The organism is Streptomyces sp. TBY4, from assembly GCF_024213195.1.
In the GTDB taxonomy this organism is placed as follows: domain Bacteria; phylum Actinomycetota; class Actinomycetes; order Streptomycetales; family Streptomycetaceae; genus Streptomyces.
Map to the genome: position 1 here is coordinate 163,890 of NZ_JANAVF010000015.1, position 25,103 is coordinate 188,992.

Below are 25,103 nucleotides of genomic sequence, written 5' to 3' on the forward strand. Positions count from 1 at the left end.
TCTTGTCCCTTTCCTCAGATCAGCAGGTGGGCGCCGCCGTCGGCGAGCACCACCTCGCCGGTGGTGTAGGCCGCCCGGTGGAGGCTCACCACGAGCCCCGCGATGTCCTCGGGCGTGCCGGTGCGGCGCAGCGGCACGGCCTCCCGCACCCGCTCGCGGATCTCGGTGAACGTCTCGGTCCACGGGGTGTCGATCAGCCCGGGCGCGATGGCGTTCACCCGCACCTCGGGGCCCACCGCGGCGGCCAGCAGCCGGGTCATGTGGTTGACGGCGGCCTTGCTGGCCGCGTACGGGATGGAGCTGCCGGCCGGCCGGACCCCGGCGATGGAGGAGATGTTGACGATGTGTCCGGCGCCGGACTCGCGCAGCAGCGGCATGGCGGCGACGGAGGTCTGCCAGGTGCCGACGACGTTGACGCCGAGGATGTCCCGCCACACCTCCCCGGTCGCCGCGTCGAGGTCCTTGTGGGGGATGGCCCGGGTGATACCGGCGTTGTTGACGAGCAGGTCGAGCACGCCGTACTCCGCGGCGACCTCGTCCAGCAGCCGCCGGACCTGGCCCTCGTCGGAGATGTCCGCCTGGACGAACCGCGCGTCGGGCAGCGAATCGGCGAGCCGGCGGCCCGCGTCGACGCTCCTCGCCGCGTTGACCACCACCGCCATTCCCTCGGCGGAGAGTCTGCGGGCGACGGCGGCGCCGATCCCGGACGAGGATCCGGTCACCAGGGCGACGGGCTTGCGGGGCATGGCGGGGGTTCTCCCTTCGGCGGGCGCCGGCGGGGTGCGGCGCGGCTCAACGGGGCGGGTGCCGGTGTCGCGGCTCAACTGGGCAGGTGCTGGTCGTGCTCGACGCGGCGGGAGCGGTTGTGCACCGTGCCGCCGTCCCCGATCACCAGCACGTCGCGCACCAGGCAGCTGGGGCCGACCTGCGGTTCCTTGACCCCGGGCCGGACGGTGAGCACCAGTGCGTAGAAGACGGCGTCGAAGGCGCCGTCCTCGCGCGGGGAGAGGTCGATCATGTTGAACCAGTGCCTGCGCTGCACCGGGTCGTCGGCGAACCGCTCGTTGAAGGAGTGGAGTTCGGCGACGATCCCGGCCCGGGTGCGGGCCGGGGGCACCGAGGGGGTGTGCTGGAACTCGCCGTCCTCGGTGAAGGTGGCGGCATACTCCTCGAACTTCCCGCTGTCGAGGAACTGGACCTGGCGGGCGTAGTGCTGCCCCACCGCGGCGTAGAGGTCGGCGAAGGTACTGCCGGCGGACGTCATCGGATACTCCAGACGGGCTCGGATACGGCGGAGCGGGCGCCCCGGTGCACGAGGTGCACCGGGGCGCCCGCGAGCGCCGATCCTGGGAGGCGGTCCTCAAGACCCGCTCGAAATCCCGTCCAGTCCCGCATGTCGCGGGTCAATCAATTGGTCAGTCAGTCAGTCACCTTGCAGGTTGGTCGGTCAGGCGTGGCAGGCGGGCGGCGCCCCGAGGTAGGCGGCCATCTCCCGGAAGACGGTGCCCATCTCCAGGATGACGGCCGACATGTCCAGGGCCCCGCCGTGCGTCCGGCCCCGCTCCTCGGCGAAGGCCCGGTAGAGGTTGGGCACGATCCGCTCGGCGTCCAGCAGGCCGGCGAAGGGCCCGAGGTCCGCGTCGCGTGCCACGTCCACCGGGGTGAGCCCGGCGGCCACCCCCTCCCGGGCGAGTCCCTGCAGCCACCGCAGGTACGCCTCGGTGGTGTCGAGCACCTCGGTGCCGCCGACCACGCCGTGCCCGGAGACGACGACGTCTGGGCCGAGGGCCCGCATCCGCTCGATGGCCCGCAGCGAGCCGGCGACGGAACCCATCGGCAGGAACGGGGTGACCCCGGACATGACCACGTCCCCGGTGAAGAGCACCCGCCGTTCGGGCACCCACACGGCGGTGTCGTTGGTGCTGTGGGCCACCTCCAGGTGGATCAGCCGGGCCGTCAGTTCACCGACGTGAAGGGTCAGGTCGTCCTGGTAGGTGACCTGCGGCAGCACTACCTCGACGGCCCCCCACTCCACGTCCGGCCACACCTCGGTCAGGTGGAGTCCGGCCGCGGCCATCTCGCGCCGCGTCTCGTGGTGCGCGTGCACCACCGCCTCGGGGAACACGAAGTTGCCGAAGGTGTGGTCCCCGTGCGAGTGCGTGTTGACCACCGCGTACGGGACCGGGCGGCCCTGCGCCACGACCGCGGCGCGCAGCCGGCGGGCGCGCGCCTCGGTGGCCGCGGTGTCGACCAGGACGGCCCTGCCCTCGGAGACGATCAACCCGGCGTTGTTCACGCACCAGCTGCCGTCCGGCTGGACGTAGGCGTACACCCCGTCCGCGACCTCGCTCAGCACCCCGCTCCGGTCCGTGCTCCGCTCCGCGCCCATGCCCGTACCCCTGCTCATTCCTGCACCCCTGCTCATTCCCGCACCCGTGCTCATGCCCGCACCCCTGCCCGTGCCCGTGCTCACGTCAGCACGTAGTCGCGCAGCGACAGTTCGGTGGCGTTCGACAGCAGCTCGCGGTGGAGGCTCTGGAGACGGCCGGACGGCTCGACGCCCAGTTCTCTGTTCAGCGCCTTTCGCAGGCCGCGGAAGACCTCCAGCGCGCGCCAGCCCGAGCCCGACCGCTGGTAGGCGATCATCAGGCACGCGGCCAGCTTCTCGTGCAGCGGGTGCTGCTCGACCAGTTTGCTGAGTTCCGGAATGAGGGTTCCGCTCTTTCCGAGCCAAAGGTCCGCGAGAATGCGCTGCTCAAGGACGCGCATGCGTACTTCGTTGAGGCCGGTCAGTTCCATGGAAAGAACCCGGCCCACGGGTACGTCCATCAATGCCGGGCCGCGCCACAATTCCAGGGCCTGATGCAGGTAATTCGACGCGGCAGCGGCGTCGCCGCGTTCCAGCGCGTTGTCTCCTGAGCCGGCCAGCAACTCGAATTCGACGAGGTCGAACGGCTTCGGCCTGACGGTCAGCTGGTAGCCGTTGAAGCGGGTGGCCAGGAGTTCCTTCGGCGCGCGCTCTGCTCCCTCCGGCAGCGCGTCGGTGATCAGTCTGCGCAGGTGGAGGACGTAGGTCTGGAGGGTGGTCATCCCGCTGCGGGGGATGTCCTCGCCCCAGACCTCCTCCATCAGGGTGGGCACCTGGACGACGCGTCCGCAGCGCAGGGCGAGGATGGCGAGCAGCTGCCTCGGCTTCCCCGCCGTGGGCACGATGGATTGTCCATTTACTTTTACGGTCAGTGGTCCGAGAACACCTATTTCCGCGAACGGCAGTGACTCGGGAAATCGAGAAGAGCCATGTGACATCTGTAAACCCCCGATGGAAAAGATCGGCCCATGAGTGGTCAATCGGTCCGACGTCCAGCAAAGGTTACGACTCCATCAACCCAACATCAAGTAAAGCGCGACCGCTCCGGGGGCTTCTCGGGCAGTCATTTCCGGTGCCCGATTCACGCGGACTGCCTCTCTGTGATAGTGCGTGCGGGGGCGGTGAATGGGCCGCCTCCGCAGGCCATACTGATCGGTCTGCAGGCCCGGCGGAAGGCGGCCGATCAGGTCGGAGGGAAATCCGTCAAGTCCCGCTGTGACATATGTCCCACGGCTCCACGACGGCTCAAGTGGCCCTGTAGCGCGGGTGTAGCGGCTCCCGATCGGCCCGGCCCACGGTGGCGGTTCGTCCCGACCCCGAGGAGAGCCGCCCGATGACCCAGCAGATCCACTCAGGGCCAGGACCGGCCCCCACCGCGCAGGACGTGAGCGTGCTCGCGGCCGGCCGGGCCACCGCCGCCGAAGCCGCGCGCACGCTGGACCCGGACGTCGTACGGGCGCTGCGCGAAGCGGGCTTCGCCCGCCACTTCGTGCCCACCGCCCACGGCGGCCGGGCCGGCGGCTTCGCCGCTCTCACCGGGTCGGTCCCCACGATCGCGGCCGCCTGTCCGGCCACGGCCTGGTGCGCCTCCATCGCCCTCAGCCTGTCCCGGATGGCCGGCTTCCTCCCCGAGGAGGGCCGCAAGCGGCTCTGGCAGGACGGCCCGGACACCTTCGTCGTCGGCTCGGTCTCGCCCCGCGGCCGGGCCCACCCGACGGACGGCGGCTGGCAGCTGACCGGAACCTGGTCGTACGTCAGCGCCGTCGAGCACTCCGACTGGGCGCTGGTGCTCGGCCTGGCCAAGGTGCCGGACCGGCCCGCCGAACGGCGGATCTTCGCCCTGCCGCGCTCCGCCTACACCGTGGAGCGGACCTGGTCGGACATCGGCATGCGGGCCACCGGCAGCCACACCCTCGCCGTCGACGACGTCTACGTGCCCGGGGAGCTGTCCTTCCCGGCGGACGACCTGATGGCCGGCCGCGCCCCCGACGGCGGCCCGGCCGTCCCCCTCGCCGCCGTGAACGGGCTGTTCTTCTGCCTGCCGATGCTCGGTGCGGCCGAGGGCGCCCTCGCGCACTGGTCCGCGTACGCCGAGAACCAGATCCGCAACGAGCGGCCCGGGGCGCCGGGGCCCGGCCGCGCCTTCTACGAGGAGACCCTGGCCCGGGCCGCGGGCGCGATCGACGCCGCCCGCCTGCTGCTGGAGCGCGTCGCGGCGGTGGCCGACTCCGGCCGGGAGATCACCGCCCTGGAGACGGCGCAGGCCCAGCGGGACTGCGCGCTGGTCGCCGACCAGCTCGTCGGGGCCGTGGACCGGCTGTTCCGCGCCTCCGGCACGGCAGGTCACAGCGAGGACGCACCGCTCCAGCGCCTGTGGCGGGACGTCCACTCGGCCGCCGGTCACGTGGTCCTCCAGCTAGGGCCCAACGCGAGCGCCTACGCGGCCCAGGCCCTCGCCGGCGGACCGACGGCCTAGCGGCTCCAGCGGAACGAATCCGCCCCCGGCCGGCCCTCGACGGGCCGACCGGGGGCGGCGGCGGTTCAGGCACCGGCCGGCGGGCCGGGCGGGAAGGGGATCTCCGAGAGCAGCGGCAGCAGCGCCTCCTCCTCGTAGTCGAGGTGGGCGTTCAGCTCCGAGGACATCCGGGCCAGCTCCTTGCGGAACAGCTCCGGGTCCGCGGCGGAGATGTCGGCGAGCAGCGCGCTGAGCTCCTGCTGGAGCCGGGCCACCGTGACGTGCTCGGCCCGCAGCCGCTCGAAGGCGTCCTTCAGGTGCGGGTTCTGGGCCTCCATCGCGGGGAACATGTGCGCGTCCTCGCCGGTGTGGTGGATCTCCAGCGTCTGGCAGAAGGCGAGGCAGTGCTGGCGGATCTGGAGCCCGAGCCCCGGCGCCGGCGCGGCCCCCTCGCGGTCCCCGCCCTCGTACCCGGCCAACGCCTCGAAGTACGCGTCGACCTCGGCGCCGACGTGCCGCAGCTGCCCGCGCAGCCACACGTGCACCTCGACCAGCTTGTCGGCCAGGCTCCGCACCTCGGCCGGCCCCTCGCCCGGCGCGGGATCGCTGCGCTCCAGGACCACCACGGGCAGGATCCGGGTGGTGTTCTCCTGGTACTCGCCGTAGCCGGGCTCGGAGGCCACCACGTGCGCGAACAGCCGGTCGCGGCGCGCGCCCTCGGCCGGCACCGCGACCGCCTCGAAGGAGTCGGCGCCGATCTCCACCTGGACCAACGGGTGCGCGAGCACGTTGTGGTACCAGTCGGGGTGCTTGGGGCCGCCCAGGTTGGAGCCGATGATCAGCAGCTGGTCGCCGTTGCGCACGTAGCCGAGCGGCGCGGTGCGCTCCGCGCCCGACTTGGCGCCGGTGGTGGTGAGCAGCAGAAGATCGCTGCCCTCGAAGTAGCCGCCGACCTTTCCCTGGTTGGCGCGGAACTCGTCGATGACGGACTGATTGAAGGACATAAGCGGCAAACTCCCTCGGAAGCGGCATGGCCGTGACGGTAGGCAAGAAAGGGGAAGGGGGAAGGCGGGGGAAGAAAGGAGGGGCGGCGCGCGTGTACGCGCGTCTGCCCGTACGGCGAGGAGCGGGCGAACGGGGCGGCTGCGCGGCGACGGCCTGGCACGGCCGGCTCAGGCGGCGGTGCGGGGCGCGCGGAAGCGTCCGGATCAGGCGGTGCGGCCTGCGGTGGAAGAGCGCACGGGATGCCCCCGATGTGCGGGTGGTCGCCCGGTCACCGGCCGGCCCAGTTCTCCTTGGCCGGCGCCATGCGCCACGCTTCTCATTAGAACGACCGCTCCGGGATCTTGTCAACGCGGCCCGAGCGATCCTCCGCCCGGACTTGAGCGCCACTCAGGCGGGCCGACCCACACTGCCGCGGACAACGACACTGACAGGGGGCGGCATGCGCAGCACGGTAATGGCACGACGGAGGTTCCTCGGGGCCGGGGCGGCGGTGGGAGGCGCCGTGCTGCTCGGCGCCGCGGGCGCCGGCCACGCGGCGGTCGCCGCCGCACCCCGGCGGCGCGGCGCATGGCCCGACGTCCTGAACCTGCCGAACGGCTTCCACCCGGCCGGCATCGGCATCGGCCCCGCGCCGTACGCCTACTTCGGCTCCCTGCTCGGCGGGGCGGTCTACCGCGCCTCGCTGCTCACCGGCCAGGGCAAGGTGATCCACGCCGGCCTGGGGGAGGGGTACTACGCCGTCGGGCTCCAGGTGGACGAGCGGCAGCGGGTCTTCATCGCGGGCGGCTGGGGCCGGCTGATCACCGTGCTCGACGGCATCACCGGGAAGGTCATCGAGACGTACGAGGTCGGCAACGCCGACACCTTCGTCGACCACGTGGTCCTCACCCCGCGCGCCGCCTGGTTCACCGACTCCTTCAGCGGGCAGCTGTTCGCCCTGCCGTTCGGCCCGCGCGGGGAGCTCCCGGCGCGCGACGAGGTGGTGACCCTGCGCCTCGGCGGCGAGTGGACCCAGGGCCCCTCGGACGGGCTCACCGCCACGGGCATCGCGGCCACCCCGGACGGCTCCGCGCTCCTGGTGGTCAACATCCACGCGCACGGCGGCAGCCTGTTCCGGGTGGATCCGGCGACCGGTGTCGCCCGCAGGACCGACCTGGGCGGGGTCACGCTGCCCACCACCAACGGCATCCTGGTGCACGGCCGCACTCTGTACGCACCCCGTATGAACGACCTCGCGGTCCTGCGCCTCGACCCGACGGGCCACAACGCCCGCCTGGCCCGTACGGTCACCGACGCGCGCTTCGAGACCCCGTGCGCGGCCGCCATCCACGGCAACCGCCTCTACCTGCCCAACTCCCGCTTCCCGCAGGCCCCGGAGCCGGACCTCCCGTACAACGCGGTGGCGCTCTCGCTGCCGCTCTAGGGCGCGGTGACGGGAAGTAGGCCAGAAAACCATCCCGGTTCGGCCGTCCCGCCAGCCACACTGACGCCATGACCCGTCGCGACTTCGACGCACTGCCGGGCCCCGATCGGCAACCGCAGGCAGTTCAGCCGGGCTACGGCTCGGTCTACCGGATGCCACAGCCCGGATCGGGGCCCGTGCCGGGCAATCCCTACGCGCAACCGCCGGTGCAGGCAGCGGACTTCGTGCGGTCGCCCCGCCGCGGCCTGCGGGGCAGGACCGGCGTGCTGGTGGCGGTGCTGGTCGCGGCCCTGCTCGCCCTCGGCGGCGGCTCGTACGTCCTCCTGCGCGACGGCTCCGGCGATGCCGGGGACGGCGGCACCGCCGCCCCCGCGGCATCCGCGTCCGTGGACCAGGGAGACGGCCAGGGCCCCGGCGGGCCGCCGTTCGTCTTCGATCCCAACGCCGGGATCCAGCCGGGCGAGGGCCGGGTCTGGCTGGTGTCGAACCGGACCGAACTGGCCGGCTCCGGTGCCTCGCAGCACGGCCCCTGGCGTGTGGGCGACGCCGTGGTCAAGGCGATGTACAAGGAGGTCATCGCCTACACCGCGACCGACGGCAAGGAGAAGTGGAAGCTTCCCCTCGACACGCCGCTGTGCGGAGTCCCGGAGAGTCCCGCCCCGAACGGGAAGATCGTCGTCGGGGTCCGCGAGAAGGACAGCGAGACCTCCCAGTGCACCCACCTCCAGCAGGTCGACCTCGCCACGGGCCAGGCGGGCTGGAAGGTGGAGATACCGAAGGAGAAGGCCTTCGACCAGGCCAAGGAGTTGCGGCTGGCCATCTCGGGGGACACCGTCGCGGTGGCGCGTGCCGCGGTCGTGAGCGGCTTCTCGGTCACCGACGGGCACAAGCTCTTCGGTACGCCGAGCAGCGGCTGCACCCCCGCGACGGTCGGCGGCGGCGCCGCCCGGCTGGTGCTCGTACGCGACTGCTTCGGCCAGGACACGGCCGACCGGCAGTCGGTGATCGAGGAGATCGACCCGGCGACCGGCGCTGCCAAGTGGAGCCACCAGTACGCGAAGGGCTGGACCCTCGGCCAGATCCTGTCCGTGGACCCGCTCGTCGTCAGCGCCTACAACACGCAGGAGAAGGTCTGGAACACCACGGCCTTCGCCGCCGACGGCAAGGTCCGCTCGCAGACCAATGCCGCCTTCGGGGTCAGCAAGCGGTGCAACGGCTGGGGCAGCGGCAGCGGCGACCTGCACACCTGCAACGCGGCGGTGGCCGACGCGGACACCCTCTACATCGCGGGCGGCACACCCGACGCCAAGTACCCGCTGGACGTCGACAAGCCGGACGAGGTGATCGCGGTCGACCTCGGCACCGGTCAGGTGAAATGGCGTACGAAGGGACCCGACGGCCGCGTCGTGTTCCCGCTGGCCGTCGAGGAGGGGAAGGTCGTCGTCTACGTGGACACGGGCAAGGGCCTGTCCGCGGCGATGGCGGCCATCCCGGCGGGCGGCGGCCCGCCCGAGGTGTTCCTGCAGAGCCCGAAGATCGCCAAGGGGCCCGAATCCGCCTTCTACCCCTCCAGCGTCCGGCTGGCCTGGGTCGAGGGGCGGATCTTCCTGCTCAACGGGACCGTCCGCAGCCCGGAGTCGAAGAAGGTGGACCACTCCCTGCTGTCCTTCGGGAAGTAGGCCGCGGGACCCCGGGCGGGAAGGGTGGCCGGATCCGCGCACTCCCCGCCCCCGAAGCGTGACGAGCGGCGGCCACCGCCCTATCGTTGCGCGCCATGTGGCCAGGACAGCAGACGCCCGACGGGGACCAGAGCAGGCAGAACCCTTACCGGCAGCCGGTTCCCGGACAGCAGGGCGCCCGGACCGGACCCTACGGGCCTGGTGCATCCGGCCAGCCTTGGCAGGGCGCCGCGCCCGGTACCCACCAGCAGTCCCCGTACCCGAACCCGTACCAGTACGCGTACCCGTCCGGCGCGCCGACTCCGCCTCCCGGACCGGTGCCGCGTTCCGCGCCCCGGCGCAAGGCCGTCATGGCGATATCGGTGACGGTGGCCGCGGGGGTGGCCGTCGCGGTGACCGCCGCGGTCCTCTTCCGGAACGGCGACAGGGCGGACGGCGCCGGGGGGCCGGCTTCCCCCGCACCCGCCTCCGGATCCCCGTCGGGCTCCGCGTCCCCGGGTGCTCCGGGCAGCGTGCGGCCGACGGTCAAGGGCTGGAAGGCCGTGGTGAATCCGAAGCACGGCACCGCCTTCGACGTACCGCCGGACTGGGAGGTCCTGGAGCCGCAGATCTTCAGCGGGTTCTCGGACGACAAGGACCCCGACAAGCCGGCGATCGGGCACACCGCGCCCGCCTTCTTCAAGAAGAAGTGGTGCAGCCTGGACGCCAACGGCGACGGCTACGTCAACGACATCGCGCTCGCGTCCACCGGTACCAAGGGCGCCGACGGCGCGAAGACCACCGACGAGGTCGCCGAGAAGACGGCGACGGCCTGGGCGTACTCCGCGTTCGCATCCCCGGACAAGGAGGTCGTCAAGTGGGACGAGCCCGTGGCTTACACGACGAAGGCCGGGGTCAAGGGGAGTTACGTGAAGGCCCGCACCGAGGGCGCCAAGAAGGACCACAAGTGCGCGGGGGACGGCTGGGCGATCGCCTTCGGCTTCAAGAATTCCAAGGGCGACTTCGTCGCCTGGGACTTCTACGGCCGCTCGGGCGTCCCGGGAGCCGTCCGCGAGGACCTGGTCATGCGGATCCTCAGCACGGTCCGCCTCTCCGGCGACCCGGTACCGGACCCCCTCGACAAGTAGCCCCCCGCGGAAGGCGGAAAGGGCGCGGCCCCCAGCGGGGGATGCTGGGGGCCGCGTGTTCGGGAGTGGTACGTGAGGGGCCGGTCAGAACTTCAGGGTCCAGTGGTCGAGGGTGCCGGCGGAGCCGCCCGAGATGTCCTCGACGCGGAGCTTCCACACGCCGCTCGCCGGGGAGGCGGAGGCGTCCACCGTGTAGACCTGCTGGATGACGCCCTCGCCCTCGTTCTCCGCGGCGTCCTTGACCATGTAGACCTTGCCGTCCGGGGCGACCAGGTGGACGTCCAGGTCACCGCGCCAGGCGTGGGTGGCGTGCACGTACACCTGGAGGTTCTTCGGCGCGTTGCCCGCGATGCCGGTGACGGTGACCGGGACCTCGACGGTGCCCGGGTCGGGGACCGAGTGCGGGGTCTGCACCTCGTACGCGGGGAACGTCATCGACCAGGCGTTGAGGGTGCCGACGGCGCCGGTCGACGGGTCGGAGACCTTCAGGGTCCAGGTGCCGTCGGCGGGCGAGGCGGAGGCGTCCACCCCGTAGGTCTCGCGGAGCACGCCGCCGTCCTCGGTGGTGGCGGTGGAGGTCGAACGCAGCGGGTAGGTCCGGCCGTCCGGGGAGAGCAGGTCGATCAGGACGTCGCCGCGCCACTCGTGGGTGAGTTCCACCGCGACCTGGAGGGCGGCCGGGGCCTTTCCGCCGATGCCGGCCACCGTGAGGGCGTTGGTGACCGCGCCACCGTCCGGGATGCTGAGGTTGCCGGTCATGGCGAAGGGCGTGGGGAAGTCCAGCGACCAGCCGAGGAGGGTGCCCGCGGAGCCGGCCGAGGTGTCCTCGACCTGGAGCTTCCAGGTACCGGAGGCGGGGGAGGCGGAGGCGTCGACGGTGAAGCCGCCGAGCGCGCCGGCCCCTTCGGTGCCGGAGGCGGACTTCAGGCGGTACAGCTTCCCGTCGGGGGCCACCAGGTCGATCTTGAGGTCGCCGCGCCAGGGGTGGGTGCCCTCCAGCTCGACCCGGAGCGCCTTGGGCGCGTTGCCGGGAACCCCGGTGACGGTCAGCGGGGCCTCCACGGTGCCCGGGTCCGGGATGGCCCGGTCGGTGTCGTCGGAGACCAGGGAGGGACGCGGCCGCGGGGCCGGCGCCGGCTCCGGGGCGGGCGTACCGACGACGGCCTTGCCGAGGTCGATCCGGGGAGTGACGGCCCCGGTGTACGTGATCGGCGTACCGGAGCTGCCCAGCATCGCCACCAGGTTCCCGATGCTCTGCGCCGGGTACTTCTGGCGCAGCACCGCCAGGGCGCCCGCCACGTGCGGGGCCGCCATCGAGGTGCCGCTCTTCGCCCCGTAGCCGCCGCCGGGGACCGAGGACACCACGGCCGCGCCGGGAGCCATCAGGTCCAGCAGCGGACCGCGGTTGCTGAAGGTGGCCACCTGGTCGTCATTGGTCGTCGCGCCGACCGTCACCGCCGACGGGACGCAGCCGGGGGCGTTGACCGCGTCGCCGAAGCCGTTGTTGCCGGCGGCGACCACCGTCGCCACACCCACCGCGTACAGGCTGTCGATCACGGAGCTGCGGGGGTCGCCGGTGCAGGCCGTGGTCAAACGGCCCGCGCCCAGCGACATGTTGGCTGCCACGATGTCCATGCCGGACTGCTTCAGCCCGTGCACCTTCTCCAGCGCCTTGATCTGCGAGCTGGTGAAGCTCAGCACGCAAGGGCTCTTGCCCGGGCCGCAGTAGGCGTCGTTGTTGACGCGGGAGAACACCTGCATCGCCACGATGTTCGCGCCCGGGGCCACCCCGCGCTTCGGGGCGCCGCTCAGGCCGGTCCCGTTGCCGGCGGCTATGCCCGCCACGTGGGTGCCGTGCGAGCAGGCCGCGCCTAGTTCCGCGCAACCACCGGCGTCGGCGTCGGCGCTGCCCGCGCCCTCCTGGAACTCCCCGCCGTTCGGGCAGAGGCTGGTCGCGCCGCGCGCCTCGTCGTTGACCGAGAAGCAGGCCTCGGCCGTCACCCGGCCGCTCAGGAAGGGATGGCTCTTCGCGACACCGGTGTCGATCACCGCGACCGCGGTGCCCGCCCCGGTGCCGCCGGCGGCGAACGCCTTGTCCGCGCCGATCCGGCCCGTCGAGCCGTCCAGCATCGGGGGAACCGGGACGTCCTCCGTCACGCTCACGACGTCCGGGTTGGAGCGGAGCGCGGTGAGCCCCGCCTGGTCCACGGTGAGGGTGACCATCGGCAGCTGGTCGTACGCCACCTCCGTCTCGCCCGCCGCGGCGGCCCCGGCCACGTCGGAGCGGTTCTGCGTCACCACGTTCACCCGGACCGTGCCGCCGCCCTGGGTCCCGGCCTCCAGCGCCGGGTCCACGGGGACCTCTTCGGCGGCCGCCGTGGCCGCCCCGACCAGGGGCACCAGGCCCGCGGGCAGCGCACCGAGCACCAGGCCCGCGGCCATCGCGACGGCCACAGCAGATCTCTTCACGGCAGGCTCCAGGAAGTAGGCACCGAGCGGGCGGTGCCGCGGCGGCAAATAGGTGAGAAGCAGCAACTCGCCTATGAGGCCCGCAAGTTCATGGCCGGCGGGGCGGTGGCGTGTGTTGCTCGACCTAGATTGCCGCAGGTGAGGGGGGTCCTCCAGAGGTCTCGGGTGTCCTGGAATCGACATGTCCTGCACAGGACAGAGTGGCCGCGGGCGCGCATCGGCAGCGTGTCAGGAATGGGCAGGCCCGCCCTGCTGAGGGCGGGCGTTCGAGGCCGAGGCGGCCATGGCGCCGGGCCCCACGCGGTGCCGGCCCGGAATCGGACCGGACCTGATGTACGGGCCGGTGCTCGATCTGCTCCTCTCGCTGACCGAGGTGCGCCGGCGGGGGCAGAGCCGGCGCGTGGGCGGGCGCGGGCCTACCGTACGGCCCTGAGCAGGCCGGCGATGTCGGTGAATCCGCGGCGTTCCGCGTGTTCGAGGGCGGTCACGCCCTCGCCGTCCGGGAGGTGCGGGGCGGCGCCGGCGGTGATGAGCAGTTCCACGATCTCCTGGTGCGCCCGGCCGCCGTCGCCGAGGATGACCGCTTCGAGCAGTGCGGTCCAGCCGAGCCGGTTGACGTGGTCGACGTCGATGTCGGTCTCCCGGAGCAGGGCCCGTACGTAGTCGACGTGACCGCGTTCGGCGGCCGGGATCAGGGCGATGCCGCCGAAGCGATTGCGCCGGGTGAGATCGGGGCCGGACGGGAGCAGGGTGCGCATCATGCGGACGCTGCCGGTGACTCCGGTGACCAGCCAGGGGCTGTCGTCACGGTCGTCCTGGGCGTCCGGGTCCGCGCCGGCGGCGACGAGCACCTCCGCCACCGCCACGTGGTCGGCGAGGGCGGCGAGCAGGAGCGGGGTGCGCAGGTGCCCGTCGCGCGCCTCGATGTCCGCGCCGGCGGCGAGCGCCGCGCTCACGGCATCGGCATCGCCTTCGCCGGCGGCGGCCAGCAGCGCTCGGTCGGCAGGGGGCGTGGTGGCACGGGGCATGGCGGTGCTCCTCGGGAAGGGGGTCGGGCGCCTGGCGCGCGCGGGCCGGGCGGTGCGGGCGGGGTGTCCTGTTCCCTGTCCGCACCGTACGCCCCGGGCGGGTTGCCGGTGCGGCGTCTACTTGTTCAGTGCCGCCACGCCGGCCTGGGCGAACTTCTCGTCCAGGTCGCCGGAGGGCGCACCCGCGACGCCGATGCCCGCGATCGGGGCGTTCTTCGAGGTGACGGGGGCGCCGCCGCCGAGGAAGAGGGTGCCGGGGATGTCCTTCAGGGTCGGGTTCTGGGCGAGGCGGCCGGCCAGCACGGAGGTGGGGGCGTTCCAGGACACGGCGGTGTAGGCCTTGCGCTGGGCGGCCTCGTAGGACTGCGGGCCGGCGCCGTCGCCGCGCAGCGTGACGATGGTGTTGCCGTTGCGGTCCACCACGGCGACGGTGACGCGCTGGTTCTCCTTCGCGGCCGCGTCGAGCGCCGTCTGGGCGGCCTTCGTGGCGGCGTCGATGGTCAGGTGGGTGGACTGCGTCGTGTTCTTGTTCTTGGCGTCCGTCTTCGCCTCGGCCTGGGCGGCGGGGGCCTGGTTGGCCGGGGCCGGGGCGGCGCTGGCGGCGTAGGCGCCGAAGCCGCCGAGGGCGAGGGCCGCGATCAGGGCGCCGCCGGTGATCGTACGGGTGCGCTCGGAGACCTTCTTGACCTGCTTCATGTGTGCCAGCTCCTGGTTGAGATGAGGGGTGGGGGCCCGTCCGGTTCCGGCGGCCCGCTCTGACATCCATCCTGGGCCCGCCGGCGGCCCCGGCCCGTCGTCGTCCCGGCTGCGTACGGAAGGCAGGAGGGGGGACACGCGGGTCATCCGATCGGTTTACCCCGGCGTCGTCCCGCTCGGCGACAATGTGACTGTTTGTCCAGTTCAGGGACCCTACGGCAAGAGGTGTGCATGCGGCCCGACCCCAGTGGCCCCTCAGGCCCGGACTCCGGCACCGGCCTCCCCGCCGCCGATCCGGACGACCGGCGCCTCGCGCTGGTCATGCGCGTCACGTTCTTCGTGCTGATCGGCACCTCGATGCTGCGTTTCGTCCAGCGGCACACCCAGGAGGCCCGCGCCCCCTGGGTGATCGCCCTCGCCGTGGTGCTCGCCGCCCTCTACCTGCTCGGCCCCGCCGTGGCGGTCAAGGCACCCCCGGCCCGCGGCCGCGCGCCCTGGCCTCCGGCGCCCGTGCTGGCCTGGCTGGGCGCGGTCGTCACCGTGTGGGCCGTCCTCGTCCTCCTCGCGCCCAGCTTCGCGTGGGTGGCGGTTCCCCTCTTCTACTCGGTGCTGCGCACCCTGCCGCCGGTTTCCGCGTACGTCCTCGTCGGGTTCCTCACGCTCTTCGTGATCTTCGCTCAGCTGGCGCTGGCCCCCCGCTTCAACCTCGACCTGGTGATCGGCCCGGCCGCCGTCTCGGCGCTCACCACCGCCGTCTTCCTCCACATGCAGAGGCAGGCGGCCCGCCAGCACGCCCTGATCGACGACCTCGTCCGCACCCGCCGCGAGCTGGCCGCCACCGAGCGCCGCGCGGGCACCCTCGCCGAACGCCAGCGGCTGTCCATGGAGATCCACGACACGCTCGCCCAGGGACTGTCCAGCCAGCAGATGCTGCTCCAGGCCGCCGACCGCACCTGGGACACCGACCCGGCCAAGGCCCGCGGCCACGTCCGCGCCGCCACCTCCATCGCCGAGCTCAACCTCGCCGAGGCCCGCCGTTTCGTGCACGACCTCGCCCCTGCCGACCTCGCCCACGGCGGCGGCCTCGATGCCGCGCTGCACGCCCTCGCCGAGCGGGAGTCCGGTGCCGGACTCGCGGTGCGCGTCCACATCGACGCGGGCGGGCGGACCGCCCCGCTGCCCGAACGCGTGCAGTCCGCGCTGCTGCGCATCGCCCAGGGCGCGCTGGCCAACGTACGGGAGCACTCCGGCGCCACCGCCGCCGCGCTCACCCTGACCCGGCTCGACGACCAGGTCGTCCTCGATGTGGCCGACAACGGGCGGGGGTTCGACCCCGCCGGCCTCCCCGACACCCCGTCCGGCCTGCGCGGACACGGAGTCCCGGCCATACGGGCCCGCATACGCCAGCTCGGCGGGACCCTGACCATCGAGTCGGCGCCGGGAGAGGGCGCCGTCCTGACGGCCGCCGTCCCCGTCCCCGCCCCCGGCCCCTGAGGAGCGGCGTACGCCCTTCCCGTGGGCGTACGCCATACCAGCGGGCGTACGCCATTCCCGTGGGCGTACGCCGCTTCAGTGGGCGAACACCGGACCGGCCGAGGGGTCGGGCCGCCCCCCGGGCAGCAGCGCCAGGCCGGCCGCGGCCGCAGCGGCGGCGATGACCGCACAGGCGGCGAAGGCGCCGCCGAAGCCGTCGGGCGACGGGGTGGCGGCCTCGAGGCTCCCGCCGGCCACCGCCGCGACCACGGCGATGCCCAGGGACGCGCCCAGCTCGTGGCAGGTGTTGACCACGCCGGAGCCCAGTCCGGCGTCCTCGTGCCCGACGCCGTGCAGGGAGCCGGTGATGGCGCAGACGAAGCCGACGCCCAGCCCGAACGAGAGCAGTACGAAGCCCGGCATGAGCTGGGTCCACGCGTTGCCGTCCCGCTCCAGGCCGGTCAGCAGCAGCGCCCCGGCCACCGCGGCCGCCATCCCGCCGCCGGCGGTCGCCCGCCAGCCCAGCCGCGCCACGGCCTGCGCGCCGAGGTGCGCGCCGACGAGGGTGGCCAGGGCGGCCGGCAGGAAGGTCAGGCCGGTGCGCAGCGCACTGAAGCCGAGGACGTGCTGGAGGTAGAGCGAGCAGAGGAAGAACGCCGAGATCAGGACGCCGGACGCGGCGAGCATCAGCAGGCAGCCGCCGATGAGCGAGCGCCGGGCCAGGAACGGGAGCCGCACCAGGGGCGCGGCGGCCGAGCGTTCCGCGACGACGAACAGCGCGGCTCCGACGAGCGCGCCCAGCAGCGGGAGCCACGCGCCGGTGTCGCCGAACCCGTCCTCCCGGGCCCGGGACAGGCCGTAGATGAGCAGGGCCGGGGTGGCCGTCATCGTCAGCGCGCCCGGCAGGTCGAACCCGGCGGGGGCGGCGCCGTGCCCGGCGGCCGTCGTCTCCTTGACGAGGGCGGGGACCGCCACCAGGACGGCGAGGCCGATGGGCACGTTGACGAAGAAGATGGACTCCCAGCCCGGTCCGGACACCAGGACCCCGCCCAGCAGGACGCCGGAGGCCGCTCCGGTGGCGCCGATCGCGGCCCAGACCCCGAGCGCCCGGTTGCGCTCGGGTCCCCGGAACACCGTCGTGATCAGAGCCATGGCCGCGGGCGACATGACGGCCGCGCCGATGCCCTGAACGGCCCTGGCGGTGATCAGGACGCCGGCGCTCCCGGCCAGTCCGGCGGCCAGCGAGGCCGCGGTGAAGAGGGCGAGGCCGACCATGAACATCCGGCGGCGGCCGAGCAGGTCGCCGAGCCGGCCGCCCAGCAGCAGCAGGCTGCCGAAGAAGAGCGTGTACGCAGTGACGACCCAGGTGGAGGCACTCGCGCTCAGTGCCAGTTCGCCGCTGATGGTGGGCAGGGCGACGTTCACCACGGTGACGTCGACGATGAGCATGAACTGTGCCGTGCACAGCAGCGCGAGGACCAGCCACCTGCGTTCCAGATTCACCGCTTGCTCCTTAAGTTGAACAGTGCTGTCAGGGTTACCGTAGGCGGACCGCCGCTATTTTGTACAGCACTGTTCAATTTGATGGTCCGTCAGAAGAACTGGTTGACGTGCACGGTGGGAGCGGGGTGGCATACGCTCCCACCCATGTCCACGCCGCCCCGCTCAGCACGCAGCACCTCCGCAGCAGGCCGGGGGGAACCCCGCCGCAGGGCGGACGCGGAGCGGAGCATCGCGGCCATCGTCACCGCCGCGATCGACTGCTTCCGGCAGGATCCCCACGTGAGCCTGACCGCCGTCGCCAGTGCGGCCGGGGTCAGCCGGGTCACGCTGTACGCGCACTTCCCCTCCCGCGAGGCCCTGGTCGACGCGGTGCTCGACCACTCCGTCGGAGAGGCGGACGCCGCCCTCCAGGCCCAGGGGCTCGACGAGGGTCCGGCGGACGAGGCCTTCTCCCGCCTGGTCCGGTCCGGCTGGCGGATCCTGGAGCGGCACGCGTTCCTGCTCGCCGCCTCCGAGGGGGTCATCACCCCGGCCCGCCGCCGTGCGCACCACGAGAGGGTGCTCGCGCGCGTGGAACGGGTCCTGGTCCGCGGCCAGGCGGAGGGGGTGTTCCGTACCGATCTCCCGCTCGCCTGGCTGGTCACCACCTTCTACAGCCTGCTGCACGCGGCGGGCGCCGAGGCCGACGCGCGGCACCTCAAGGTCAAGGAGGTCCCCGACATCCTGGACCGCACGCTCTCGGCCGTCCTGCGGGCCCCCGACCCCTCCTGAACCCCTGCTGGCGGACCCCCAGGAGCGCCCGTACGAAACCCAGTTCGTCAGCACCGGGCCGCGCCCGACGCACGTCCGGGTGGTCCTTGGCCGCGCGGCCGCATTCTGGGCGGCCGGGCCCGGAAGGGCGGCGAAGGTGGGGTCATGATCATGGATCCCGATGCCAACTCCGGAACCCCCGAGCCTTCCGGAACCCCCGGCGACCGCGTACCGGCGCCCTCCGACGGACCCTCCCCCCGCCCCCCGCTCCGGCCCTCCCGCCGGACCGTCATCGCGGGCGCCGGCGCGGCCGCCGTCGCCGCGGCCGGCGGGCTGACGGTCGCCGTCACCTCCGCCGAGACCTCGCAGGCCGTCCCCGGCGCCGCGGTCGCCGACTGGGAAGCCTGCCTGACGGTCGCGCGGGCCATCCTCGTACGGGACGACGAGGACCAGCCGCTCGTACCGCGCTACGCCGACATCCTCCTGAAGAACGGCCTGCCCCGCTCGGGCCGCCCCCGGAAGAAGGTGCTGATCATCGGCGCCGGGCCGGCCGGCCTCACCGCCGCGCACCTCCTGCGCGAAGCCGGCCACCGGGTCACCGTCATCGAGGCCAACGGCAACCGGGTCGGCGGCCGGATCAAGACCTTCCGCACCGGCGGCCACGAGAACGCCGCGCGGCCCTTCGCCGACCCGAAGCAGTACGCCGAGGCCGGCGCGATGCGCATCCCCGACAGCCACCCGCTGGTCACCGGCCTCATGGACGGTCTCGGGCTCAAGCGCCGGCGCTTCCACCTCGTCGACGTGGACGGGGCCGGCCGCCCGGCATACCGGACGTGGATCTACGTCAACGGCATCCGGGTCCGCCGGGCCGACTACGCACGCGCCCCGCAGGTGCTCAATCGTTCCTTCGGGGTGCCCGAGGCGTACGAGTCGGTGCCCGCCTCGCAGATCGTCCGCGACGCCTTCGCCCCCGTGCGGGGGGAGATCGAGGGCAAGAAGGACAAGGAGCTCGTCGAGGGCTGGGCGCGCGTCATCCAGCGCTACGGCCACATGTCGATGTACCGCTTCCTGACGGAGGAGGCCGGGCTGGACGTGCGGACCATCGACCTGATCGGCACCGTCGAGAACCTCACCTCCCGCCTGCACCTCGCCTTCGTGCACAGCTTCATCGGCGCCTCGCTGATCAGCCCCGACACGGCCTTCTACGAACTGCCCGGCGGCACCGCCACCCTGGCCGACGCCATGTACGCCCGCGTCAAGGACCTCGTACGGCTCGACCGCCGCGCCACCCGCATCACCCACGGCGAGGGCGGGGTCACCGTGGAGACCGTCTCCGAGGGCCGCGGCGGCGCCCCCGTGCGCCGCGAGACCTTCACCGCGGACACCGCCGTCATCACCGTCCCCTTCTCGGGGCTGCGCCACATCCCCGTCACCCCGGCGCTCTCGTACGGCAAGCGGCGCGCCATCACCGAGCTGCACTACGACGCCGCCACCAAGGTGCTGCTCGAATTCAGCCGCCGCTGGTGGGAGTTCGACGAGGCCGACTGGAAGCGCGAGCTGGAGGCGATGAAGCCCGGCCTCTACCGGAGCTACCAGGTCGCGAAGACCCCCGCCGACGGGGCCCTGCTCGGCGCCCACCCCTCCGTGCCCGACGGCCACATCTCCGACGCCCAGCGCGCCCACTACGCCGCCAGCCGCGCCGTCACCCGCGACCAGCCCGAGGCGGCCGGGGTCATCGGCGGCGGCTCGGCCACGGACAACCCCAACCGCTTCATGTTCCAGCCCTCCTACCCCGTCGAGGGCAGCGCCGGCGGAGTCGTCCTGGCCTCCTACAGCTGGTCGGACGACGCCCTGAAGTGGGACTCCCTGGACGACGAGGAGCGCTACCCGCGCGCCCTCGCCGGAGTTCAGGAGGTGTTCGGCCAGCGCATCGAGGTGTTCTACACCGGAGTCGGCCGCACCCAGTCCTGGATGCGCGACCCCTACGCGTACGGCGAGGCCTCCGTCCTGCTGCCCGGCCAGCACACCGAGCTCTTCCCCGACGTCCGCAGGGCCGAGGGCGCCCTGCACTTCGCCGGCTGCCACACCTCCATCAAGCCCGCGTGGATCGAAGGGGCCCTGGAATCGGCGGTACGGACCGCCCTGGAGGTGCACACCGCGTAGCGGCCGCCCCGGGCGCGTACGACCGTCAGCTCTCGGCGAGGACGATCAGCCAGTCCTCGTCGGAGAAGCGGATCCGCTGCCGCTTGTCGGGGTTGATCCGCACCCCGTGGTCGGGGGCCGAGGCGCTCCGCGTGCGCAGCCGGTACCCGACCGCGCACTCCCCGCGCCGCCGCGCCGACTCGACGGCGGTGGCGAAGGAGACCTCACGGCCGGCCCGGACGTAGTCCGCGGCCGGCCTGAGGTGGAACTCGTGCCCCTCCGCCGTGAACAACTCCTCGAAGACCGCGGCGAGGTAGGGGCTCTCCGAGATCTGCGTCATCAGCAGGCTGATCAGCCTGCCGCTCACGATGAAGTCCGCGCCGCCCCGGGCGGGCGCGAGGAGCCGGTTGCGGTCGTCGGACATCTCGGTGGTGAGGACGAGTTCCCGCCGTGCGGCGTCCCCGATGGCCCGCAGGTGCAGCAGGGCGACCAGCGTCCTGTCGTCCGCCCCGGCCTCGGCCCCGGCGTCGGGTACCGCCTCCGTTCCTTCCCGCGAACCCGTCACCGCCGCGCCCGCCGCCTCCTCCGGCTCACCGATCACGATCACGCCGTCGTACGAGGGCACGTCCAGCTTGGCCAGGGTGAGCGGGTCGGTGATGTCGCCGGTGTGGAGGGAGACGTCGAGGCGGGTCCGCCCGGCCGTGACGGCCCGGGCGGCGTACGTGGCCGCGTACGGCCCGCGCGCCACGACGTCCAGGGTCGTCCCCGGGCTCACGTACTGGTCGAGCTGCTCGATGACGAGCGGGGCCCGGCGGTTCCAGCCGAGCAGGAGGAGACGTTCGACCGCTGCGGGCCGGGGCCCGGCCGACACGAGCGCATCCTCCTCCACGAGGGCGGCGAGGCGGGCCGGGTCCTCCCGTACGGCCGTGTCGTCGTCCCGGGAGATGACGATGATCCGGTCGGCCGCGCCGATCACCGCTCCCCGGCCGGGATTGAGGGTGACGCTCCCGTCGGCGTGCAGCAGGCCGACCGCCGAGGACGTGGCGAACGAGAACAGCGCCTCGCCGAAGGCCCGCCCCGCGAGGTCCCCGGCGGCGACCGGATAGAACTCGTCCCCCGCGAAATCCAGCAACTCCGAGTAGACGAGCGAGAGTCCGGGCTGCCGGGCCGTCTGGACCAGCAGCCGGGCGACGATGTCGTCGACGCACAGGACGTGCCCGGCCGGCCCGGCGGCGAGCCGGGCGGTGACGTGGTTGCGGGAGTCGCGGACGGCGGCGACCACCACCGCTTCCCCCGCGCCGGACCGGGGGACGGCCGCGTCCAGGGCGAGGAGCGTCTTCACCACGTGGGCGTCACCGCCGTCCCCGGTGGGAGGCAGCACCAGCACCGCCTTCGCGGTGCGCGGACTCACCCGGCACAGCTCCGCGGGATCCGTGGTGCTCCCGTTGCGGCAGATGATCCGCGTGCGGCCGCTGTCGCCGACGCGGGTGGAGATCTCCTCCTCCATCCCCACCTTGTCCTGCGGGGCGAGCACGGCGATGGCGGACCGGCGCTGGTTCGCGTTCGCGGCCACCAGCTCCCCGATCACCGGGAAGACCTGGTCCGACCAGCCCAGGACGACGGTGTGCCGCGTCTCCACCACGGTGGAGTGGCCCAGGCGCAGCGCCATGATGCGCCGGTTGATGCCCGTGGTGATCAGACTGACCAGCGTCGACACGAAGAGCAGCGCCACGAGGGCGAGGGACACGGAGGCCAGCACGTACAGCGGGGAGCCGACGGCGCCCCCGATCTTCAGGGTCTGGCCGACGCTGACCCACACGGCGGTGAGCCGGCCGGAGAGCGTGGCCGGCGCGGCCCGGTCGGACCAGACGAGGACCGCGCTCGCCGGGACGACGACGGCCAGGCAGGCGAGGGCGAGCCAGCCGATGAGCGCGGTGGTTCCGCCCGAGACCAGATGGTCGAAGCGGTACCGGAGACGAAGCCGCAGTGACGTCGTGTGCTGCTGCGTCACACGGGCTCCCGTACATGAGTCGACGCGCCGATCGGAGCGGCTGCCCGCCGCCGGGAGCCACCCTAGACAGATGCCGGCCCCCGACCCCCGCGATCTTCACCGACCTCACTCAGAGGTATGAACGCGCCGCGGGCGCCCTTCCCGTCGGGAAGGACGCCCGGTGCCCGTTCAGGAGGCGGTGGAGCGGGGGGAACTCTTGTCCGTGCAGAGCGCCCAGATGATGAAGACGCCGATGGCGATCGAGATGAGGCCCCAGAGCGGGGTGTAGGGCAGCCACAGGAAGTTGAGGATGATGTCCAGCGCGACGATCACCACACCCGTGGCCCTGGCCCAGGACGCGCCCTTGAGGATGCCCGCGCCCACGACCACGAGCACGATGCCCAGGAGCAGGTGGATCCAGCCCCACGCGGTGACGTCGAACTTGAAGGTGTAGTCGCCGACGCGCGCGTAGACGTCGTCGTTCGCGATGCCGACGATCCCCTTCAGGATGCCGAGCACGCCTTCCACGAGCATCAGCACGGCGGCGAACACGGCGCCGCTCGCCGCCCACGGATTCTCGTTGCTCATATAGCCGCTGTTGGGGGCCCTGCTGGGGGGCGTTGCCTGTGCCACGGGAGGCTCCTTCGTCGGGCGGGACGCCGAGGGTCCTGCGCTCTGCCCAGGGTCCGCGGCGGGGGAGGACGGGGACATCCGAGCGCCGCCATTCGGGTGAATCTGCGGGAAGGCCCGGGTGCGGCCGTGCGGACGCCGGAGGGCCGGCGGGGCGGGGTGCCCGGCCGGCCCCCCCGTGGGAGCGCGGGGTCAGGGGGTCGTCTTGCCCACCTCCAGGTCGGCCGTCGGGTCCTTGACCGTGCCCCCGGGCGGGCCGGCGGCCGCGCTCGTGTTGTTCGCGGGCTCGGGGTCGCGGGTCAGGGAGTCGACGGTGGCGGTGTTGCGGATGTCGGAGCCGTTCCCGGTGTACTCCGGGTCCAGCTTCACCTTGATCACCCAGGTCATCGAGGCTCCGGGCGCCAGCCGGGGCAGCGGGCCGCAGGTGACGGTCCGCCCCGAGGAGCAGGTGGCATCGCCCGATACGAAGCTCAGCGCGGTCGGCAGCGTGTCGGAGACCGTGATCTGCCCGGCCTGGGAGGGGCCGTTGTTGGTGACGGTCAGCGCGTAGTCGAAGGTCTCGCCCGGTGCCACCGGGCTGGTCTGGACGGGCTTCTTGGCGATCGCGAGGTCGGCCGCGGGTTCCGTGACGCGCCCGCCGGGGACGGTCGCGGTGCTCTTGTCGTTGCCGCTCGCCGGGTCGATGTTGTCGGCCGTCACCTGGGCGGTGTTCTTCAGGTCGCTGCCGTCTCCGGCGTAGGCGGGATCCACCTTGACGGTGAGCAGGTACTCGACCGTCTCGCCGACCCTGAGCGGGCTGGTGCGCTTGCACGCCACCAGCTGTCCGGCGACGGTGCATCCGGCCGGGGAGGACCTCACGTACGAGAGGCCCGCGGGGAGCTCGTCGGTGAGCTTGACGTTGAAGGCGTCGGCCGACGGGCCGTTGTTGGAGACCCGGATCCGGTAGTCGAAGGTCTCGCCCGGCACCGGCGGCTTGGTGCCGACGGCCTCCTTGACCACTTCCAGGTCCGCGGTCGGCTTGTTGACGGTGCTGCCGGGCAGGCCGGCCGGGCTGCTCGTGTTGTTGTCCGGCTTGGGGTCCGCGGTCCGCGAGGTGGCGGTCGCCGTGTTGCGGATGTCGGACCCGTTGCCCGTGTAGCCGCTGTCCAGGCGGACGGTGAACCGCCAGGTCCGCGACCCCGAGGGCTCCAGTACGGCGACGGGGCCGCAGCTGACCGTACCGTCGGTGACCGAGCAGCCGTCGGGGGAGGAGACGAAGGCGAGCTGCGCGGGCAGCTTGTCGGTGACGGTGGTGCCCAGCGCCCGGGACGGGCCGTCGTTGGTCGCGGCCACCACGTACTCGAAGGTCTGACCGGGGGCGACGGGGGTGTTGTCGGCCGGCCGTTTGGTCGTCCAGACGTCGGCCTGCGGCGCGGTGACCCCGCCCGGCGGCAGCACGGCGCGCGAGGTGTTGTCGGCGGGCTCAGGATCCTTGGACGCGGAGGCGGAGGTGGCCGTGTTGCGCAGGTCGGTGCCGTCACCGGAGTAGGCGGCGTCCAGCTTCACCTTGAAGGTCCACGCCACCTCGCCGCCGGGGACGAGCCGGGCCAGCGGTCCGCAGGTGACGGTCTGCCCGGACGCCGCGCACGGGTCGGCGGAGGAGACGAAGGCCAGCCCGGTGGGCAGGGCATCGGTCACCACGACGTTGCGCGCGTCGGAGGGGCCCTTGTTGGTCGTACGGACCTCGTACTCGTACTCCTGGCCCGGGACCGTCGGCCCCGCGCCCAGCGGGGTCTTGACGGTGGCCAGGTCCGACACGGGATCGAACGGCCCGGGCGGCAGCACCGGATCCGGCTTGTTGTTGGCGGGATCGGGATCGGTGGCCTCGGAGCTGCCCGTGGCGCTGTTGCCGAGATCGGAACCGTCGCCCTGGTACGAGGGGCTCAGCCGGGCCTGGAAGCTCCAGCTCTTGGTCTCCCCGGCGGACAGCTGCGGTTCGGGCCCGCAGGTGACGGTCTGGCCGACGGCGGTGCAGCCGTCGGAGGAGCCCACGAAGGAGATCCCGGTGGGGAGCTTGTCCGTGGCGGTGACCTTCCGGGCCACCGACGGGCCCTTGTTCCGCGCGGTCAGCGTGTAGGTGATCAGGTCACCGGGGGCCTTGGCCCGCTGTGCCGTCACCTCGATCCTGGGCCCTCCGCCGGGCAGGGCGGCGGCCCCGGGGACCGTACCGGCCCACAGGGCCGCGGCGCAGAGCAGCGGAGCCAGGGCCCGCACCGCCGGCCGCCGGCCTGGTGTCGTCGTCATCGCGCATCGTTTCCGTTTCGTGCGGGAGAGGACCGTACAGGGCGCTGTACGGGAGTTCGGGGGAGGAGGACGGGAGAGGGGG

General features: G+C 72.9%; 19 protein-coding genes. 7 read left to right on the forward strand and 12 right to left on the reverse strand.

Translation table 11 applies throughout. From position 1 onward, the window contains the following. Positions 1-14: 14 nt before the first annotated feature. From NLX94_RS29765 to NLX94_RS29780, 4 genes are all read right to left on the reverse strand, one after another. Positions 15-746, reverse strand: a complete 732-nt coding sequence (locus tag NLX94_RS29765; protein WP_254386202.1) for an SDR family NAD(P)-dependent oxidoreductase — start codon at positions 744-746, stop codon at positions 15-17. Positions 747-820: 74 nt separating this feature from the next. Then, the gene (locus NLX94_RS29770) at positions 821-1,264 is read right to left on the reverse strand and encodes a nuclear transport factor 2 family protein (RefSeq protein ID WP_254386203.1); all 444 of its coding nucleotides are present in this window, start codon (positions 1,262-1,264) and stop codon (positions 821-823) included. 183 nt (positions 1,265-1,447) lie between these two features. Next, on the reverse strand, positions 1,448-2,407 hold the full coding sequence (locus tag NLX94_RS29775) for an MBL fold metallo-hydrolase (RefSeq protein WP_254386204.1): 960 nt from the start codon (positions 2,405-2,407) through the stop codon (positions 1,448-1,450). A 62-nt stretch (positions 2,408-2,469) separates the two neighbouring features. Continuing rightward, positions 2,470-3,210: an AfsR/SARP family transcriptional regulator gene (locus NLX94_RS29780; RefSeq protein WP_254386205.1), complete on the reverse strand. Its 741-nt coding sequence runs from the start codon at positions 3,208-3,210 to the stop codon at positions 2,470-2,472. Between the two features lie 491 nt (positions 3,211-3,701). Between NLX94_RS29780 and NLX94_RS29785 the strand changes: the two genes are divergently transcribed. Next, the gene (locus NLX94_RS29785) at positions 3,702-4,844 is read left to right on the forward strand and encodes an acyl-CoA dehydrogenase family protein (protein WP_254386206.1); all 1,143 of its coding nucleotides are present in this window, start codon (positions 3,702-3,704) and stop codon (positions 4,842-4,844) included. Positions 4,845-4,909: 65 nt separating this feature from the next. Here the strand turns inward: NLX94_RS29785 and NLX94_RS29790 are convergent, their stop codons facing one another. Next, positions 4,910-5,827: a nitroreductase/quinone reductase family protein gene (locus tag NLX94_RS29790; protein ID WP_374684045.1), complete on the reverse strand. Its 918-nt coding sequence runs from the start codon at positions 5,825-5,827 to the stop codon at positions 4,910-4,912. A 440-nt stretch (positions 5,828-6,267) separates the two neighbouring features. Between NLX94_RS29790 and NLX94_RS29795 the strand changes: the two genes are divergently transcribed. The 3 genes from NLX94_RS29795 (at position 6,268) to NLX94_RS29805 (ending at position 10,057) form a co-directional block, all read left to right on the forward strand. After that, a complete protein-coding gene (locus tag NLX94_RS29795; protein WP_254386208.1) occupies positions 6,268-7,251 on the forward strand; it encodes a superoxide dismutase in 984 nt (327 codons plus the stop codon). Between the two features lie 68 nt (positions 7,252-7,319). Further along, the gene (locus tag NLX94_RS29800; protein ID WP_254386209.1) at positions 7,320-8,930 is read left to right on the forward strand and encodes a PQQ-binding-like beta-propeller repeat protein; all 1,611 of its coding nucleotides are present in this window, start codon (positions 7,320-7,322) and stop codon (positions 8,928-8,930) included. 350 nt (positions 8,931-9,280) lie between these two features. Continuing rightward, positions 9,281-10,057 (forward strand): hypothetical protein, encoded by a 777-nt coding sequence (locus tag NLX94_RS29805; protein ID WP_254386210.1) that lies wholly within the window; start codon positions 9,281-9,283, stop codon positions 10,055-10,057. A gap of 84 nt (positions 10,058-10,141) precedes the next feature. On the opposite strand, the gene NLX94_RS29810 is transcribed toward NLX94_RS29805, so the two are convergent. The 3 genes from NLX94_RS29810 to NLX94_RS29820 form a co-directional block, all read right to left on the reverse strand. Further along, a complete protein-coding gene (locus tag NLX94_RS29810; protein WP_254386211.1) occupies positions 10,142-12,526 on the reverse strand; it encodes a proprotein convertase P-domain-containing protein in 2,385 nt (794 codons plus the stop codon). 416 nt (positions 12,527-12,942) lie between these two features. After that, positions 12,943-13,554 (reverse strand): ankyrin repeat domain-containing protein, encoded by a 612-nt coding sequence (locus NLX94_RS29815; RefSeq protein ID WP_254386212.1) that lies wholly within the window; start codon positions 13,552-13,554, stop codon positions 12,943-12,945. 117 nt (positions 13,555-13,671) lie between these two features. After that, the gene (locus NLX94_RS29820) at positions 13,672-14,250 is read right to left on the reverse strand and encodes a heme-binding protein (RefSeq protein WP_254386213.1); all 579 of its coding nucleotides are present in this window, start codon (positions 14,248-14,250) and stop codon (positions 13,672-13,674) included. Positions 14,251-14,481: 231 nt separating this feature from the next. Between NLX94_RS29820 and NLX94_RS29825 the strand changes: the two genes are divergently transcribed. Further along, positions 14,482-15,744: a sensor histidine kinase gene (locus NLX94_RS29825; protein WP_254386214.1), complete on the forward strand. Its 1,263-nt coding sequence runs from the start codon at positions 14,482-14,484 to the stop codon at positions 15,742-15,744. 75 nt (positions 15,745-15,819) lie between these two features. On the opposite strand, the gene NLX94_RS29830 is transcribed toward NLX94_RS29825, so the two are convergent. Continuing rightward, on the reverse strand, positions 15,820-17,226 hold the full coding sequence (locus NLX94_RS29830) for an MFS transporter (RefSeq protein ID WP_254386215.1): 1,407 nt from the start codon (positions 17,224-17,226) through the stop codon (positions 15,820-15,822). A gap of 144 nt (positions 17,227-17,370) precedes the next feature. Here NLX94_RS29830 and NLX94_RS29835 point away from each other — a divergent pair, with 144 nt between their 5' ends. Both NLX94_RS29835 and NLX94_RS29840 read left to right on the forward strand, forming a co-directional pair. After that, the gene (locus NLX94_RS29835) at positions 17,371-17,997 is read left to right on the forward strand and encodes a TetR/AcrR family transcriptional regulator (protein WP_254386216.1); all 627 of its coding nucleotides are present in this window, start codon (positions 17,371-17,373) and stop codon (positions 17,995-17,997) included. A 144-nt stretch (positions 17,998-18,141) separates the two neighbouring features. Further along, a complete protein-coding gene (locus NLX94_RS29840) occupies positions 18,142-20,139 on the forward strand; it encodes an NAD(P)/FAD-dependent oxidoreductase (RefSeq protein WP_254386217.1) in 1,998 nt (665 codons plus the stop codon). Between the two features lie 25 nt (positions 20,140-20,164). Here the strand turns inward: NLX94_RS29840 and NLX94_RS29845 are convergent, their stop codons facing one another. From NLX94_RS29845 to NLX94_RS29855, 3 genes are all read right to left on the reverse strand, one after another. Beyond that, the gene (locus NLX94_RS29845) at positions 20,165-22,129 is read right to left on the reverse strand and encodes an NAD-binding lipoprotein (RefSeq protein ID WP_254386218.1); all 1,965 of its coding nucleotides are present in this window, start codon (positions 22,127-22,129) and stop codon (positions 20,165-20,167) included. 168 nt (positions 22,130-22,297) lie between these two features. Next, positions 22,298-22,696 carry a hypothetical protein gene (locus NLX94_RS29850; RefSeq protein WP_254386259.1) on the reverse strand — a complete coding sequence of 133 codons (399 nt, stop codon included), beginning with the start codon at positions 22,694-22,696 and terminating at the stop codon, positions 22,298-22,300. A gap of 234 nt (positions 22,697-22,930) precedes the next feature. Then, a complete protein-coding gene (locus NLX94_RS29855) occupies positions 22,931-25,021 on the reverse strand; it encodes a DUF11 domain-containing protein (RefSeq protein ID WP_254386219.1) in 2,091 nt (696 codons plus the stop codon). Positions 25,022-25,103: the final 82 nt, after the last annotated feature.

Bases quoted from the DNA above. Each gene is read 5' to 3' on its own strand.
- NLX94_RS29765 (WP_254386202.1), bottom strand. From the start codon at position 746: ATGCCCCGCAAGCCCGTCGCCCTGGTGACCGGATCCTCGTCCGGGATC.
- NLX94_RS29770 (WP_254386203.1), bottom strand. From the start codon at position 1,264: ATGACGTCCGCCGGCAGTACCTTCGCCGACCTCTACGCCGCGGTGGGG.
- NLX94_RS29775 (WP_254386204.1), bottom strand. From the start codon at position 2,407: ATGAGCAGGGGTACGGGCATGGGCGCGGAGCGGAGCACGGACCGGAGC.
- NLX94_RS29785 (WP_254386206.1), top strand. From the start codon at position 3,702: ATGACCCAGCAGATCCACTCAGGGCCAGGACCGGCCCCCACCGCGCAG.
- NLX94_RS29790 (WP_374684045.1), bottom strand. From the start codon at position 5,827: ATGTCCTTCAATCAGTCCGTCATCGACGAGTTCCGCGCCAACCAGGGA.
- NLX94_RS29795 (WP_254386208.1), top strand. From the start codon at position 6,268: ATGCGCAGCACGGTAATGGCACGACGGAGGTTCCTCGGGGCCGGGGCG.
- NLX94_RS29800 (WP_254386209.1), top strand. From the start codon at position 7,320: ATGACCCGTCGCGACTTCGACGCACTGCCGGGCCCCGATCGGCAACCG.
- NLX94_RS29805 (WP_254386210.1), top strand. From the start codon at position 9,281: ATGGCGATATCGGTGACGGTGGCCGCGGGGGTGGCCGTCGCGGTGACC.
- NLX94_RS29815 (WP_254386212.1), bottom strand. From the start codon at position 13,554: ATGCCCCGTGCCACCACGCCCCCTGCCGACCGAGCGCTGCTGGCCGCC.
- NLX94_RS29820 (WP_254386213.1), bottom strand. From the start codon at position 14,250: ATGAAGCAGGTCAAGAAGGTCTCCGAGCGCACCCGTACGATCACCGGC.
- NLX94_RS29825 (WP_254386214.1), top strand. From the start codon at position 14,482: ATGCGGCCCGACCCCAGTGGCCCCTCAGGCCCGGACTCCGGCACCGGC.
- NLX94_RS29835 (WP_254386216.1), top strand. From the start codon at position 17,371: ATGTCCACGCCGCCCCGCTCAGCACGCAGCACCTCCGCAGCAGGCCGG.
- NLX94_RS29840 (WP_254386217.1), top strand. From the start codon at position 18,142: ATGATCATGGATCCCGATGCCAACTCCGGAACCCCCGAGCCTTCCGGA.
- NLX94_RS29850 (WP_254386259.1), bottom strand. From the start codon at position 22,696: ATGAGCAACGAGAATCCGTGGGCGGCGAGCGGCGCCGTGTTCGCCGCC.
- NLX94_RS29855 (WP_254386219.1), bottom strand. From the start codon at position 25,021: ATGACGACGACACCAGGCCGGCGGCCGGCGGTGCGGGCCCTGGCTCCG.